Consider the following 14259-nt stretch of genomic DNA (forward strand, 5'->3'; position numbering starts at 1 on the left):
AAGCAGGGCGGTCCGCGACTACCGTTGCGGGCCGCCTGCTGGTTTTCTACCGGCTTCTGGGCGTACCCGAGCAGGGTTACCCTCATCTACCCCTTCTGTGTTGGTTCCTTTTGGTTCAAAGATAGTGCGGTTTCGTAGTTTTCAAGGAGTTGTCATGGCAAGCGAGAAGATCACGCGGGTTGGTGTCATCGGTGCCGGGCAGATGGGCGCGGGCATCGCTGAGGTGTGTGCGCGTGCGCACGCGGATGTGCTGGTCTACGAGACCACTCGCGAGCTTGCCGCTGCCGGACGCTCGCGCATCTTGCGCTCGCTCGACCGCGGTGTGAGCAGTGGAAAGCTCACCGAGCGGGAACGCGAACAGGCCTCCTGGCGTTTGCGTTTCACCTCCGACCTGGGCGACTTCGCCGACCGGCAGATGGTGTGCGAAGCCGTCGTCGAGGACGAAGCGGTCAAGACCGAGATCTTCAAAGAGCTCGACAAGGTGGTCACCGATCCCAATGCGGTGCTCGCCTCCAATACTTCGTCCATCCCGATCATGAAGCTCGGGATGGCCACCGCCAACGCACATCGCGTTGTCGGGATGCACTTCTTCAACCCGGTACCCGTGCTCCCTCTGGTTGAGCTGGTCACCACGTTGATGACCGCCCCGGAGATCACCGCCCGCGCCGAAGAGTTCGCCCGCGACATCCTCGGCAAGCAGGTCGTGCGGTCGTCCGACCGTTCAGGGTTTGTGGTCAATGCACTGTTGGTTCCGTACCTGCTGTCGGCAATCCGCATGGTGGAGAGTGGATTTGCGACCGTGGAGGACATCGACAAGGCCATGGTCCTCGGTTGTGCGCACCCCATGGGGCCGCTCAAGCTCACCGACCTGGTCGGCCTCGACACCGTCAAGGCCATCGCCGACAAGATGTATGAAGAGTTCAAGGAACCGCTCTACTCGCCGCCGCCGGTGTTGCTGCGCATGGTCGAGGCCGGCCGGCTCGGCAAGAAGTCCGGCCACGGCTTCTACCAGTACGAAGCAGCAAAGACCGGCGTCAAGAACTAACGGGCGCGGACATGACCAGCCCCGCAGAGAAGATCGAATACGGGTCCTCGATCCTGGGGTATCCGCGCATCGGCGCCCGGCGTGAACTCAAACGCGCGCTCGAAAGACATTGGCACAACGGCGGTTCGGTGGGCGATCTGATCGCGACCGGCCAACAGTTGCAAGACAGCATCTGGCAGGAGCTCGCGGCCACCGGGCTCGAGCAGGTTCCCGGCAACATCTTCTCCTTCTACGACCACGTGCTCGACAATGCGCTCATGTTCGGTGCCGTTCCCAACCGGTTCAAGCCGCTGGCAGGCGAGCTGCATCCGTTGGACTTCTATTTCACGATGGCCCGGGGCAAACCGGATTTCCCGCCGCTGGAGCTGGTGAAGTTCTTCGGAACCAACTACCACTACCGCCAGCCCGAGATCAGTGCCGACACCGAGTTCTCTCTGCACGCCGAATCGATGCTGGCCGAGCACAAGCGGGCCAAGGAATACGCTATCGAGCTGCGTCCGGTGGTCCTCGGACCCATCTCGCTGCTGCTGCTGTCGAAGGCAGGCCCTGATGCGCCCGAAGGTTTCTCGCCGATCGACAAGATCGAGGAGTTGATCCCGGTCTACTTGAAGCTGTTCAAGGACCTGGCCGCACAGGGCGCCAAATGTGTCCAGCTCGACGAGCCGGCTTTCACCAGTGACCGCTCCGAGGAGGAGCTGGCACTGCTTGGGGCCGTGTACAGCGCGCTGTCCGCGGTGAGCCAGCGACCACGTCTGCTCGTAACCGGCCAGTACGGCGATCTCGGTGCAGCCCTGCCGATCCTGGCGGCGACGAAGATCGAGGCCATCGGTGTGGATCTGGTGTCGGAGCCGATCAGCGCCGCCGCCCTTGGCAAGATCCCGGGTCTGAAGCGCAAGCGCCTGTACGCGGGTGTGATCAACGGCCGGAATGTGTGGAAGGCAGACAAGGCCCAGACACTGGACTACCTGTTGGCCATCAAAGCGGTGATTCCGGACGTGGTCGTGTCGACGTCGTGCAGCTTGATGCACGTCCCCGTCGACCTGCTCATCGAATATGACATCCCCGGCGACGTTGCCGACCGGTTGTCTTTCGCGAAGCAGAAGGTCGGCGAGGTGGTGGCGCTCGCCAAGGCGGTCACCCACGGCGCGCCGGAACGCTGGTACAACCGCCCGAAGTCGGTACACTTCAAGCTGAAGCATGATGTGCGCCAGCGGGTTGCGGCAATCCGCCCGGATCAGCGCGAGCGGGCTCCTTACGACGTCCGCCGGGCGGCCCAGCAGCAGGCCATCGGACTTCCACTGATTTCTGTCTGCGCACTGGGGTCGTTTCCGCAGACCGCAGAGATCCGGCAGGCGCGCTACGACTACGGGCAGGGGCGGGTGACCTGGGACGAGTACAAGCAGCTGCTGTTCGACGAGATCAAACGTGTCATCGACCTGCAGGAGGACATCGGCCTCGATGTCCTGGTGCACGGTGAGGTCGAGCGCAACGACATGATCCAGTACTTCGCCGAATTGATGGACGGCTATGCCACAACACATTTCGGTTGGGTGCAGGTTTACGGTTCGCGTTGTGTGCGACCGCCGATCCTATACGGCGACATCAAACGTAGAGGCCCGATGACCGTCGAGTGGATCACCTATGCGCAGTCTCTGACCGACAAGCCGGTGAAGGGCATACTCACCGGCCCGGTGACCATGCTGGCGAGATCGTTTGTGCGCCAGGACCAACCGCTCTATGAGACGGCGGAGCAGCTCGCCCTTGCCGTCCGTGACGAGGTCGCCGACCTCGAGAAGGCCGGGATCAAGATCATCCAGGTGGATGAACCATCTATTCGAGAGTTGTTGCCGCTGCGCGAACGTGGTCGCGAGGGCTATCTCGACTGGGCGGTCGCGGCGTTCAAGTTGGCGGTCGGCGGTGCCAAGCCTGCGACCCAGATCCACACGCACATCGGCTATTCCAGTATCGCGAAGGTCGTCGATGCGTTCGACGCGCTCGACGCCGACGTCACCTCGATCGTGGCAACCCGGTCAATCGAGTGGGTGCTGGATCAGATCGTGGCCTCGGGAACGTCCATCAAACGTGAGGTCGGTCCCGGAGTCTATGAGAGCCGCAGCGCGGCGATCCCGGACATCGACGAGATCGACGAACGGATCCAGCGGGCCGCACAGGCCATCGATCCCGATCGACTGTGGGTGAATCCGGACGGCGGCCTCAAGACCAGGCATTACTGGCAACTGGAGCCGGCGTTGCGCAACATGGTCGCCGCTGCACGGCGCGAACGGCGCCGGGTCGAGGCCCGGCAGGCACAGGCGGCCGGCACTTCCTGATCCGTCTGGGGTGGGGAACGTCAGTCGATCGTGACCTCGCCCATCTCTGACCAATCGTCGGCCTCGATCTGCTGACTGACGATCCTGGGTGTGGCCATCAGGGCCTGCGGCATGTCCTGCTGCGTGGCCTTCTTGAAATGGTCGCTGTTCACGTGGGCGCCCGCCGCATCATCGTCGAATGCTTCCACCAGCACGAACTCGTTGGGATCATCGACGCTGCGCGACCACTCGAACCACTTGTTGCCGGGCTCATTCCGCGTTGCCTGCGTGAACGGACCGACCAGATCGAGCCACTTCTCGGTCCACTCGGGCTTCACCTGAAACTTCACCACGATGAAAATCACTTCGCCCTCCTTAAATGTCGACTACGGGTGCACCTCCCAAAATGCTAGTGGTGCGGGCCGGCATCTGGCAGGTATCGGGGGAGTGAGCACTGTCGTCGCATATTGAGACACCGCAACGAGAAGTGCCCTTCCCGTGATGGGAAGGGCACTCCTGGAAATGTTGCTGTTCGTGCGTAGGGGTTACGGGAACAGTCCGGGGATCAGGTTGCCCAATCCGAGACCGCCGAGTGAGCCGCTACTGTCGCCGCCCGCAGAGCCGGTGGCCTTGAAGTTGGTGGTGCAACCGTTGAACGAGACCGAGTCGACGTGCACCGTTTCGCCGGGCACGCTCGGCTGTGCCGAAACTCCGTAGTGGGTGACAACAGTTGCTGCACCGGCAGCCGCAACAAGGGCATCAAGCGTTGATGGGGTGCCCTTGGGAATGTTGGGCAGATTCCGGGTTGACCACCAGTTGGATGCGTTGGTGGCATCTTGAGTGCCGGCAGTACCGGAGCTCGCCCAGGCGAAGGTGGCGAAGCCGCCTTCGGACTCGGGAGCGCCTACCGTGTCCGCACCGGTGACCCGGATCTGCCAGTTGACATTGCCTTCGGTCTGCTTGAACGTCAGGGCCCCGTCGATGTCCGTGGCCTTCAGTCCACCCGCGGGGTGATACCACGCCTTCCGCGCCGCGGACGCCTCGGTGGCCAGCACGAGCGAACCGTCTGCATCGAGAAGCGTGGAGTCGCTGTACTTGGCGCCCGCTTCTTCCGGGAACGGGTTACCCCATCCGTTGGCGTCGGTTCCGGTGGAAACGGTCGAGCAGTTGGAGCCCGTCACCGGCGCGGCCGAAGCCACGGCGGGAAAGAACAGAGCGGCGGCGCTGACTGCGGCGGCAGCGGTGGTTGCGCGAACAAAAGTACGGTTCATAGCTGTGAATCGACCCCCAAAAGGTTTGTTTGTTGCGTTGGTGTCACGTCAACTTAACAACTGTTAGATGGGTGAATGCAAACGTCGATTTCCTTCAATTATTCGACTTTTAGCAAGGGTTCTAAATCTGAGAATGTTCGATACTCCGATCAGTGAGATCCGCTAATCATTTCGAGAAACAGTGCGGGGGAGAGGGTTTGAGCAGCCTTTATGTCCGATTTCGGGTAGGTAAAGCCGCCGTGTGAGGTTTGCTGTCCTGGACAAATCCCGCCTGTCTAATCCTTGTTGGTGCATTTATGCGACCTTGAAGTGGGGGCTTGTGTGAGCGGTATTGACCTGTTATGGAAATTCGTTGAAATTCATACGACCCCATTACACGGTTAACCGGGCCACCCACCCAAATTTGCTCCACTTGCGTGCGTTCGCTCCTGCTGCAACTGGCGCGGACGTCGGTAAGTGGAGCAAATTCTGATGGCCGGTGGGCGGCCTTCAGTGACTCGGTGGGAACAGCGGTCCGCCGCCGAACGGGGCCCGGTGTGATTTCGGCGCGATGCCGTCGTTGTTCGACAATCCGTAGTCGGCGCCGAGTTCGGCGGTCACCAGTGTGTGCCCGTTGTGGGTTTGTAGATTCGGGTCGCGCCAGAGCCGATCGATCACACGTCCGACGAACTCGGGGTGCTCTGCTTCGCTGATCTTGAAACCGGCGAATTCGTCGATACCCAGCGACAGCAACAGCTCGGTCTGAATCAGGCCCAGCCACAGGGAGATCGCGCTCACGCCGGTTCCGGCCAGCTCGTGGCCCATGTCGAAGGCCATTTTGTCCAGCGCGGCCTTGCTCATCCCGTAGAGCACGGTATGCAGGTGGCCGCGGGTTCCGAACGACGAGATGTTGACCATCAGCCCATGCCCTTGCGGCACCATGAGCTGCGCCGCGTGGACGCACGCCACGTAGTGCGCGCGAAGACCAACCGTGATCAGGGTGTCCCAGTCGCTGACCGGCCGCTCCCAGAACTTGTCACTGAAACCACCGAAACCCTTTGGCGCAGCCCAGGCGTTGTTGACAAGGAGGTCGAGCCGACCTTGTTCGGCCGAGATCCTCTCGAACAAGGAGGCCACCGCTTCGTCGTCGGTGTGGTCGCAGCGCACGCCGAACCCGGTGCCACCGGCGGCGTTGATGGCGGCGACGGTCTGACCCAGACGATCCTCGGGTCCGGTGCCCCCACGCGCGGTTACGTATACGGTCCAGCCGGCCGCACCCAATGCGGTCGCCACCCCTTTGCCGACACCGCGGCTCGCCCCGGTCACCAGTGCGACCGGAGCCGCTGTTTTGTCCTCACCCATGGGCGTCAATCTATCGGTGAAGGCGCCTCGGGGAGGGGATGTTCTTGAGCGTTGAAAAACTCGCTGGAACCGCCTGCCGCCGCGATCCCGGAGATCGCCGACCAAACCAACATCGTCAGGTAGTTGATCAGCTCTTCTTTGCCGAGTCGCTGTTCGACCATCCACCAGTGCACCGCGAGCTGGATTGCGCCGACCAGGCTGTAGGCCCACGTTTCCACGCCTGCGGTCTCGGATCCCTGATCGACCATCCGGTTGATCATCACGAACGCGAGCATCTGCGCCACGAGCTTCTGCGAATCGGCAAGAACCTGGGCGCCCGAACCACCCGCCGTCACAAACGAGTAGATCTGCGGTTCATCGGCGACGGTCTGCACGTACACGGAGATGACCATCCGGGTGAGGTCGAACTCTTCGAGGTCCTCGTTGATCGCACTGCTCAGCCGAGGGACCAGTACCGTCTCGATGAAACGCATCATCGCTGCGGTGGTCAGGTCGCTCTTGTCACTGAAGTATCGGTAGAGGACGGTCTTCGAGACCCCGATCTCGGCGGCGATCTCGTCCATGCCGGCGTTGGGCCCGAGTGTCCGGACCGCAGCGAGCGTTCCGTCGACCAGTTCGGTGCGCCGGGCCTCCTTGTGGCCCTCCCAACGACGCTTTCGGCCGTCGGTCTTGACCTCGTCGATGCCCACCTGACTGCGGATGGCGTTGGGCAACGACGCGCCCTTGGCGGCGGCCGTCGCAGCAGCTGCGACCGCAGCGCGCGCGGCTGCTGCCGGATTCGGTCGAGGGCACATCACACAAGTCTCTTCTTCGTTGCCGGTTGTTGCCCGTTCACCATATGTTCCGCGGCACGCGGGCAATGCATTGAGAGCAGGGTCGCTTATGCCTTCCCGCTTGAACGGCCGAGATTCGGTAACACTGGATGAATGCAAACGACACAGGCGCCACCGGTAGTGCCGCCCGCGCCCAAGCGGAACATCTCCGGGATCGGGGGTGCTGACGCGCAGCGTAAGGCCGCATTGCGGCGGATGAAGATGGTCGCGACCGGATTTCTGCTGCTCGCGGCGGTGATCTACTTCTTCTGCCGTTGGCTCGAAGACCGCGACGGGGAGAACGTCGCAGCCTGGGTCGGCTACGTGCGGGCGGCGTCCGAGGCGGGCATGGTCGGTGCGCTCGCCGACTGGTTTGCTGTCACGGCGCTTTTCAAGCACCCGTTGGGCATTCCGATCCCGCACACCGCACTGATCCGTAAGAAGAAGGATCAGATCGGCGATCAGCTGGGGGAGTTCATCGAAGAGAACTTCATGACACCGGACGTGATCGAGGACAAGGTTGCCCAACTGGCTCTGCCGAAACGGGTGTCGTCGTGGCTTGCCGATCCGAAGAATGCGCCGCGCGTCGGCGCGGAGGCCGCGCGCGGGATCGCGTTCGCCGCAGAGATGCTCGATGACGAAGACATCGAACAGCTGATCCTGGCGGGGATGAAGTGGGTTGCCGAACCGGAATGGGGTCCGCCGGCCGGACGCGTACTCGAACAACTCATCGCAGAGAACCGGCTCGAACCGGTGATCCAGCTCGTCTGTGATCGTGCGCATGACTTTGCCCTCGGTAGTGAGGAGTTGATCGACCGCGTGATCGACAAGGACGGGCCCGCGTGGGCGCCCAAGTTCGTCAATCACTTTGTGGGAGATCGGATCTACCGAGAGCTGGTCGAGTTCTCGTTCAAGGTCAAGACCGACCCTCACCATCAGGTGCGGACTGCCATGACGACGATGATGGTGCAACTTGCCGACGACCTCCAGCATGACCCGGCGACGATCGAGCGGCTCGAGGCGATCAAGTCGGAGCTGCTCGAGCGCGACGAGGTGACCGGTGCGGCCTCGACGGCCTGGAATGCGGGCAAGGCCCTGATCGAGCAGCTGCTCGCCGACCCGAATGGAACCCTGCGCAAGACCCTGACCGATTCGGTCATCGGAGTCGCCGTGCGGATCCGGGATGATCACGAACTGCAGGACAAGATGAATCTGCTGATGGTGCGGGTGGCACGGCACGTGTCGGAGAACTACTCGCAGGAGATCATCTCGGTCATCACCGAGACCGTCCGTGGGTGGGACGCCGACGACACCAGCAACAAGATCGAACTGCAGGTCGGACGCGATCTCCAGTTCATCCGCATCAACGGCACCGTTGTCGGCGCGCTGGCCGGGCTGGCGATCTACACCGTGTCCGTGCTGCTTTTCAACTGAACAAACCACCCAAAAAGGACAGGTTGTTTGTGGCCTTCGTCACGAATTAGCACATTGCTTGCAATTGCTAGCAGACGTGGCACCATAGGTCTCGAAACCTGAAGGAGTCACCGATGGTTCCAATGCCAACTGATCCAGAAGACGGGCCGGTGGCGGCCGCTGCAAACGCGGCCCAGGACCTCAGTGCCAACGTTGCCACTGCAGCCCAAGATATAGGCAGCTTCATCAGGTCTCAGCGGATTGCCGCCGAGGTGTCACTGCGCCAGCTCGCCGAGCGCGCAGGGGTGAGCAATCCGTACCTCAGTCAAATCGAACGAGGGTTGCGCAAGCCTTCGGCCGACGTGCTGGCCCAGATCGCCAAGGGCCTACGTGTGTCGGCGGAAGTGCTCTATGTGCGGGCCGGGATTCTCGAAGAGCGTCCTGCGAGCCCGGTGCGCGACGCGCTGATGGCAGACACCGTCATCAGCGAACGCCAGAAGCAAGTGTTGCTCGAGATCTACGATTCGTTCTGTAAAGAGAGCCGGGCCGAGGTCGAAAGTGGCACGAGCGCAACACAAACCACTTTAAAGTCCACGCTGGAGGGACATGATGACCAAAGCTGACCGCAATCTCGCAAACCCACTGTATGCCGCCGTTGGTGCCGGAGATCTGGCACTGAAGCAGGTGAATGACGTGATCACGCAGTTGCGTGAGCGCACCGAAACCGCCACGGAGACAGCCCAGGCTCGATTCGAAGAGACCCGCACCACTGCGCAGAGTCGTCTGGACGAGACTCGCGAGCGGATTTCGGCTCTGCCGGAGGAGGTTCCGTCGAATATCGACGAGCTGCGTTCGAAGTTCACCACCGAAGAACTACGCAAGGTCGCCGAGGCCTACATCGAGGTCGCGACCAACATCTACAACTCGCTGGCCGAGCGCGGCGAAGAGACCGTGGAGCGCTTGCGTGCCACTCCCGCTGTCGAAGGGCAGCTCAGCCGCGTCGAGAAGGCGTACGGCGACGCCGTCGACCTGACCGAGGACACCCTCGGCACCATCTCGTCACAGACGCGGGCCGTCGGTCAGCGTGCGGCCAAGCTCGCGGGCATCGCCTCGACCAAGATCGACGAGGCATCGGAGAAGATCGAGGACGCCAGCGAGGAGGCTTCCGAACAGATCGCAGGCGCCGCCGGAACCGTAGAGGCGAAGGCTAGGACCGCAAGCGACTCCCCGGCCAAGAAGATCGCCGAGGCCAAGGCTCCGGCCGCGAAGGCCCCCGCAAAGAAGGCTCCGGCCAAGAAGGCGGTCCCCGCGAAGAAGGCTCCGGCCAAGAAGGCCCCGCCGAAGTAAGGGCTTCAACACGTCAGGTTTGGGGTTTCAAAACCGGCCGCTGCGATGCGACGCTGCGACCGTCAGGTGAATTGGACAGTAAGGTGAACTCGTGGACATTCTATCTTTCATGGGTTACGCGCAGAGCTTTGTCCTTCTCGCTCTGACGGTTGTGGCCGGCATCGCGGCGGCGGTTTCGTTGGTGCATGCCGCGGTCCAGCGGCCGGATGCGTTTCCGGCAGTCGATCGCCAGAGCAAGGTGATCTGGGTGTCGATACTGGCCGCCGCAACGGTGTTCATCTGGCTTTTTGGCGCCATCGGCATCTTGGGGATCGTCGGTGTGGTCGCGACGCTGGTGTACATCGTGGATGTTCGCCCGCGGGTCGATTCGATCCAGAACAAGTCGTGGTTCCGCAAGGTCTGATCGGCGCCGTCGTCGTGGGGTCGACGCCGTCGAGCCCCTTGAGGCGTCAGACCTTGACAATGTCTGGTGTCATATAGCACGCTGGTCCCATCGCCGAGAACCGCTGGTGGTCGACCTAGAATGAGCAGATGGCTGAATACCGGATCAACGAGCTCGCGGATATCTCCGGCGTCAGCGTTCGCAACATCAGGGTGTATCAGGATCGCGGGCTGCTGCCTCCGCCGAAGATCAAGGGACGCACGGGGTGGTACTCCTCCGAGCACCTGAGTCGCCTGAAGATGATCTCGCAGATGCTCGAGCGTGGCTACACGTTTGCGACCATCAGCGAATTGCTGATGGCGGCGCGGTACGGGCTCAAGGTCGAGCACGTACTCGAAGGCGAGCCCAAACGTGGCAGCCGTTGGAAGAACTTTCGCCGCGTCGCCACGATCACGATCTCGGAATTGCGTAAAGGTCTCGGAGCCACCGACAGCAGCATCGCGCTGGGACAGCGTCTCGGTCTGCTGGTCAAAGAAGGCGCCGGATATGCCGTCACCAACCCGGAGGTCCTGGCAGGCGCCGAGGTTCTGGTCAAAGCCGGAATCGACCTGGAAGTCCTGCTCGACCGCTGGGAACGCGTCCAGGATGACCTGCAGGACATCGCCGCGAGCTTCGTCTCGATTGTCACCGACAAATACCTCGTCGAAGGAGAACCCTTCGAACTCGAGGAGAGCGAGGTGATCAGGCTCGCCGAATTGGTGCAGACCGTTCGCCCGATGGCGCACGACATCGTCGAAGTCGCCTTCAGCAAAGCCATGGATGCCGAGATCTCCAAGGCTCTTGATCGCGGTGCCGAGTTGATGATGGCCTCTGACGATGAAAAGCCGGTCGCCACAGGCGATGTGGAAAGTCACTAAACAGGCATGAGGGGAAAAGTGTGAACGGAAAGAAGATCGCGCTCGGGGGAGCGATCGTCGCAGGCGGTGTGGTCGCGGCCGGTGCTGCGATCACCGGAACGTTCCTGGGATCGATTGTTCGCGCGGCACTGCTGGCGCCGGATCCCATTGAGGACGAGCCGGATCCGTTCCTGGCCACACCCGCTGCGGAACCCGAGCGGATACCCGTTCGGGCCGGTGACGGTACCGAACTCAATGTGCTCGCCTACGGGCCGCCCGATGGTGAGTTGCTGGTGTTCGTGCATGGCTGGACCTGCAGCACCCAATACTGGTACCCGCAGATCAATGCCTTCTCCGACCGGTACCGCGTGGTCGCCTATGACCAGCGCGGGCATGGCAGTTCGCCGCGCGGAACCTCGAAGCTGACCGCTGATCTCCTGGGTCAGGATCTGCAGGCCGTGCTGAGTGCGGTTGTCCCGCAAGGCCGTAAAGCACTGATAGCCGGTCACAGCATGGGAGGAATGACAATTCTGTCGTGGGCCGAGCAGTTTCCGGGCAGCGTCCCCGAGGTGGCGCGCGCCGTGGTGCTGACCTCCACCTGCGCCGAGCATCTGCTGCCCAATCTCGGTCTCATTCCGCTCGACCTGCCTGACGCACTCTCGCCGATCGAGTACCTGACGAGTCGTCTCGTCGCCGGCGCCACCGTTCACCTCCCGCGAACCAAGGTGTCGCGCAAGGTCACCCAGTACATCGCGCTGAACACGACCTCACGCGGATCGCATGTCGACTTCTGTGACGAGATGGTGGCGGCCTGTCCGGGACGGTCGCGGGGTAAGTGGGGCCATGCGCTGGTCAACCTCGACGTATCGGGCGGTCTGGACGCGCTCGTGGTGCCGACACTCGTGGTCGTCGGCGCCGACGACAAACTCACCCCGGCCGTCCACGCCGAATCGATGGCCGCCGCGCTGCGCGGCCACGGCCACCTCGACGACCTGGTGGTGTGGCCGGGGATCGGGCATATGAGCAGTATCGAGAACTCGGTGGGCTACAACGCACTGCTGACCGATCTGCTGGATCGAACGGCCGGCTGATGTCTCGGGGTCAGCCGTTGCTGCGGGCCCCGCAGATCGACATGCGGCACACCGTCATCGACCGCCCAGGGGGCGCCTCGATTGCCGTGTACGAATATGGTCCGGCCGACGGCGATCCGGTGGTGCTCGTGCACGGCTTCGCCGTCAGCGCTCGCTACTGGCATCCGCAGATCAACGGCCTGGCCGATCGATTCCGGGTGATCACCTATGACCAGCGCGGGCACGGCCGATCTGAACTCGGCAGCGGATCGATGACCAACGAACACCTCGGGCAAGACCTCTCGGCGGTGCTCGAGCACACTGTGGCCGACAATCGGCCCGCTGTGATCGTCGGGCACAGCATGGGAGGGATGTCGGTGATGAGCTGGGCCACGCAGTACCCGTCCGAGGTCGGGCGCTACGCGAGGTCGATTGTGCTCGCCGGTACGTCGGCAACCTCGCCGGTGACGAAAGGTCCTGTACGCCTGGCCAGTCCGGTCACGCTCCTTCGCCGCGTCCAATACGAGATGGCATGGCTGACGTTCAGCGCCATCCATTGGGCCGGCGGTGACCTGCTCATGCGATCCGGCATGGTGGCCGCCGGTGCGGTGTTCCCCGGAGCGACCCGGGCGCAACTCGACTTCCTCGGCGAGATCTTGCGTGACACCGATTGGCGCACGAGGGAAAAGGTCGGACGCTGCCTGGAGAACCTGGACGTGGCACGGGGCCTGTCGGCGATGGCGATCCCTGTCGCCGTTCTCGTCGGCGGCCGCGATCGACTCACGCCGCCCCGGCTTGCGGTTCCACTCGCCGAGGCCCTGCGCCGTGCCGGTTCCCTGGAAAGGCTCGAAACCTGGCGAAATGCAACACATTTACTGAACTGGGAGCAACCGCACCGGTTCAACGCCGTCATCGCCGACCTGGCGGGGGAGAGTGCACGATGACGGGCCCGCGCGTGCTCTACGTGTCGGTTGGTGGCGTGCAGTCATTGCGGTGGCATGGACGTGCCGTCCCGTCTGCGATCGCCAAGGTGCCGGTATCGGGCCCGGTCACTGTCGGTAAACGTGGTGTGGTGGGTGACGAACAGGGTGACCGGAGAAACCACGGCGGACCCGACAAAGCGATTCTGGCCTACCCGAACGAGCATTACGAAGCCTGGGGCGACGCGCTCGAGACCTTCGGGCGCCCCGCGTTCGGTGAGAACCTCACCATCACCGGGCTACTCGAAACCGATGCCCTGATCGGCTCGGTGTTCAACATCGGAAGTGTGACCGTACAGGTGAGCCAGCCCCGTCGCCCGTGCTTCAAACTCGCAGCCTTCCATGGCATCGACGACCTCGCAGTGGTGACCCAGCGCACGGGGCGGACCGGCTTCTATCTGAGAGTGCTTGTGCCTGGTCGTCTTTCATCCGGCGACTGCCTGGTCCTGCAACATGCTCCCAGGCACGGCATCACGGTCGCCGAGGTTCACCGCGTACTCAACATCGACCGCGGGGATGCGCCTGCCATTCGGCGACTTCTCGACGAGCCCGGCGTGCTGCCTCCGTCGTGGTCAACCCTTCTGCACAAGCGACTTTCGGGACGGCGGGACAGTGACAGCCGACGCCTGCACGGACGCCCGCCGGACGCGACAGGATGAGTCACGTCGTGCGGGCGACAACCCCGTAATCCAGGTTCAGGCTTCCGGAAAACCATCCAGCACGGCCCGAGATCCGGACAACCCGAGCCGGGTGGCGCCTGCCGCGATCAGTTCGGTTGCGAACTCCGCAGTTCGGATACCACCGCTGGCCTTGACACCGACATGTTTGGGTACGGCTGCCGACATCAGTTGCACGGCTTCGACGCTGGCACCGCCTGCCGGATGGAAGCCGGTCGAGGTCTTGACCATCGTCGCACCGGCTTTGACCGCGACCTTGCAGACCGCCGTCACGGTTTCCGGTCCGGCGAGGGCGAGGAGTGCCGCCGATTCGATAATGACCTTCAAGGTGACCCCGGCGCCGATCCCTTCGCGGACGGTCAAGATGTCGGTGAACACCTCGTCGAACTTGCCGTCGACCGCCGCGCCGACGTCGATCACCATGTCGATCTCCTGCGCGCCGGAGTCGACGGCCAGTTTCGCTTCGGTGGCCTTGATCAGCGAATGGTGCTTACCCGACGGGAAGCCCACCACAACGCAGCTCAGCGCAGATCCGGTGTCGATGGGGAGCATCGACGGTGAGAGGCAGACGGCCAGCACACCGAGGTCGTTGGCCTCGGCGACCGTCGCCGCAGCGTCCGCGCGGGTCGCTTCGGGCTTGAGGAGTGTGTGGTCGACCATGGCGGCGACGACTGATCGGGTGAGCTGTGGACCGGTCGGGGTGTCGGGCATGAATC

15 protein-coding genes are annotated in these 14259 nt (G+C 63.0%); 10 read left to right on the forward strand and 5 right to left on the reverse strand.

All coding sequences use genetic code 11. The features are described from left to right. Positions 1-154: 154 nt before the first annotated feature. Entirely contained in the window at positions 155-1045 is an 891-nt protein-coding gene (locus tag AC1TPF_RS21685; protein WP_482140942.1) for a 3-hydroxybutyryl-CoA dehydrogenase, read from the forward strand. A gap of 11 nt (positions 1046-1056) precedes the next feature. Continuing rightward, complete coding sequence (gene metE, locus AC1TPF_RS21690) at positions 1057-3375, forward strand: 5-methyltetrahydropteroyltriglutamate--homocysteine S-methyltransferase (protein ID WP_482145281.1); 2319 nt, start codon at positions 1057-1059, stop codon at positions 3373-3375. Positions 3376-3395: 20 nt separating this feature from the next. On the opposite strand, the gene AC1TPF_RS21695 is transcribed toward metE, so the two are convergent. The 4 genes from AC1TPF_RS21695 to AC1TPF_RS21710 form a co-directional block, all read right to left on the reverse strand. Then, positions 3396-3719 carry a putative quinol monooxygenase gene (locus tag AC1TPF_RS21695; protein ID WP_482140939.1) on the reverse strand — a complete coding sequence of 108 codons (324 nt, stop codon included), beginning with the start codon at positions 3717-3719 and terminating at the stop codon, positions 3396-3398. Between the two features lie 180 nt (positions 3720-3899). Further along, positions 3900-4625, reverse strand: coding sequence for a hypothetical protein (locus AC1TPF_RS21700; protein WP_482145282.1), 726 nt, complete (start codon positions 4623-4625; stop codon positions 3900-3902). A 489-nt stretch (positions 4626-5114) separates the two neighbouring features. Continuing rightward, the gene (locus AC1TPF_RS21705) at positions 5115-5966 is read right to left on the reverse strand and encodes an SDR family NAD(P)-dependent oxidoreductase (protein WP_482140935.1); all 852 of its coding nucleotides are present in this window, start codon (positions 5964-5966) and stop codon (positions 5115-5117) included. A gap of 5 nt (positions 5967-5971) precedes the next feature. Next, positions 5972-6760: a TetR/AcrR family transcriptional regulator gene (locus AC1TPF_RS21710; RefSeq protein WP_482145283.1), complete on the reverse strand. Its 789-nt coding sequence runs from the start codon at positions 6758-6760 to the stop codon at positions 5972-5974. A gap of 132 nt (positions 6761-6892) precedes the next feature. Between AC1TPF_RS21710 and AC1TPF_RS21715 the strand changes: the two genes are divergently transcribed. The 8 genes from AC1TPF_RS21715 to AC1TPF_RS21750 all read left to right on the forward strand — a co-directional run bounded on the left by AC1TPF_RS21715 (position 6893) and on the right by AC1TPF_RS21750 (position 13525). Then, positions 6893-8212 carry a DUF445 domain-containing protein gene (locus tag AC1TPF_RS21715; RefSeq protein WP_482140932.1) on the forward strand — a complete coding sequence of 440 codons (1320 nt, stop codon included), beginning with the start codon at positions 6893-6895 and terminating at the stop codon, positions 8210-8212. A 122-nt stretch (positions 8213-8334) separates the two neighbouring features. Next, positions 8335-8814 carry a helix-turn-helix domain-containing protein gene (locus tag AC1TPF_RS21720; protein ID WP_482145554.1) on the forward strand — a complete coding sequence of 160 codons (480 nt, stop codon included), beginning with the start codon at positions 8335-8337 and terminating at the stop codon, positions 8812-8814. Next, the gene (locus AC1TPF_RS21725; RefSeq protein WP_482141460.1) at positions 8801-9538 is read left to right on the forward strand and encodes a heparin-binding hemagglutinin; all 738 of its coding nucleotides are present in this window, start codon (positions 8801-8803) and stop codon (positions 9536-9538) included. The genes AC1TPF_RS21720 and AC1TPF_RS21725 overlap by 14 nt, the downstream gene beginning before the upstream one ends. A 109-nt stretch (positions 9539-9647) precedes the next feature. Continuing rightward, complete coding sequence (locus tag AC1TPF_RS21730; RefSeq protein ID WP_482141459.1) at positions 9648-9941, forward strand: DUF2516 family protein; 294 nt, start codon at positions 9648-9650, stop codon at positions 9939-9941. A gap of 128 nt (positions 9942-10069) precedes the next feature. Next, on the forward strand, positions 10070-10837 hold the full coding sequence (locus AC1TPF_RS21735) for a MerR family transcriptional regulator (RefSeq protein WP_482140930.1): 768 nt from the start codon (positions 10070-10072) through the stop codon (positions 10835-10837). A gap of 20 nt (positions 10838-10857) precedes the next feature. Next, entirely contained in the window at positions 10858-11907 is a 1050-nt protein-coding gene (locus AC1TPF_RS21740) for an alpha/beta fold hydrolase (RefSeq protein WP_482145284.1), read from the forward strand. Beyond that, on the forward strand, positions 11907-12830 hold the full coding sequence (locus AC1TPF_RS21745; RefSeq protein WP_482140926.1) for an alpha/beta fold hydrolase: 924 nt from the start codon (positions 11907-11909) through the stop codon (positions 12828-12830). The genes AC1TPF_RS21740 and AC1TPF_RS21745 overlap by 1 nt, the downstream gene beginning before the upstream one ends. After that, positions 12827-13525: an MOSC domain-containing protein gene (locus tag AC1TPF_RS21750; protein ID WP_482140924.1), complete on the forward strand. Its 699-nt coding sequence runs from the start codon at positions 12827-12829 to the stop codon at positions 13523-13525. The genes AC1TPF_RS21745 and AC1TPF_RS21750 overlap by 4 nt, the downstream gene beginning before the upstream one ends. A 36-nt stretch (positions 13526-13561) precedes the next feature. Here AC1TPF_RS21750 and deoC read toward each other — a convergent pair whose 3' ends face one another. Further along, positions 13562-14254, reverse strand: coding sequence for a deoxyribose-phosphate aldolase (gene deoC / locus AC1TPF_RS21755; RefSeq protein WP_482145285.1), 693 nt, complete (start codon positions 14252-14254; stop codon positions 13562-13564). Between the last annotated feature and the right edge of the window lie 5 nt (positions 14255-14259).

Source organism: Williamsia sp. Y853 (genome assembly GCF_056786495.1).

Excerpts from the sequence above, each read along its gene's own strand:
- AC1TPF_RS21685 (WP_482140942.1), top strand. The coding sequence starts at position 155 with ATGGCAAGCGAGAAGATCACGCGGGTTGGTGTCATCGGTGCCGGGCAG.
- deoC (WP_482145285.1), bottom strand. The coding sequence starts at position 14,254 with ATGCCCGACACCCCGACCGGTCCACAGCTCACCCGATCAGTCGTCGCC.
- AC1TPF_RS21705 (WP_482140935.1), bottom strand. The coding sequence starts at position 5,966 with ATGGGTGAGGACAAAACAGCGGCTCCGGTCGCACTGGTGACCGGGGCG.
- metE (WP_482145281.1), top strand. The coding sequence starts at position 1,057 with ATGACCAGCCCCGCAGAGAAGATCGAATACGGGTCCTCGATCCTGGGG.
- AC1TPF_RS21745 (WP_482140926.1), top strand. The coding sequence starts at position 11,907 with ATGTCTCGGGGTCAGCCGTTGCTGCGGGCCCCGCAGATCGACATGCGG.
- AC1TPF_RS21750 (WP_482140924.1), top strand. The coding sequence starts at position 12,827 with ATGACGGGCCCGCGCGTGCTCTACGTGTCGGTTGGTGGCGTGCAGTCA.
- AC1TPF_RS21730 (WP_482141459.1), top strand. The coding sequence starts at position 9,648 with ATGGGTTACGCGCAGAGCTTTGTCCTTCTCGCTCTGACGGTTGTGGCC.
- AC1TPF_RS21715 (WP_482140932.1), top strand. The coding sequence starts at position 6,893 with ATGCAAACGACACAGGCGCCACCGGTAGTGCCGCCCGCGCCCAAGCGG.
- AC1TPF_RS21725 (WP_482141460.1), top strand. The coding sequence starts at position 8,801 with ATGACCAAAGCTGACCGCAATCTCGCAAACCCACTGTATGCCGCCGTT.
- AC1TPF_RS21720 (WP_482145554.1), top strand. The coding sequence starts at position 8,335 with ATGCCAACTGATCCAGAAGACGGGCCGGTGGCGGCCGCTGCAAACGCG.
- AC1TPF_RS21700 (WP_482145282.1), bottom strand. The coding sequence starts at position 4,625 with ATGAACCGTACTTTTGTTCGCGCAACCACCGCTGCCGCCGCAGTCAGC.
- AC1TPF_RS21710 (WP_482145283.1), bottom strand. The coding sequence starts at position 6,760 with ATGTGCCCTCGACCGAATCCGGCAGCAGCCGCGCGCGCTGCGGTCGCA.
- AC1TPF_RS21735 (WP_482140930.1), top strand. The coding sequence starts at position 10,070 with ATGGCTGAATACCGGATCAACGAGCTCGCGGATATCTCCGGCGTCAGC.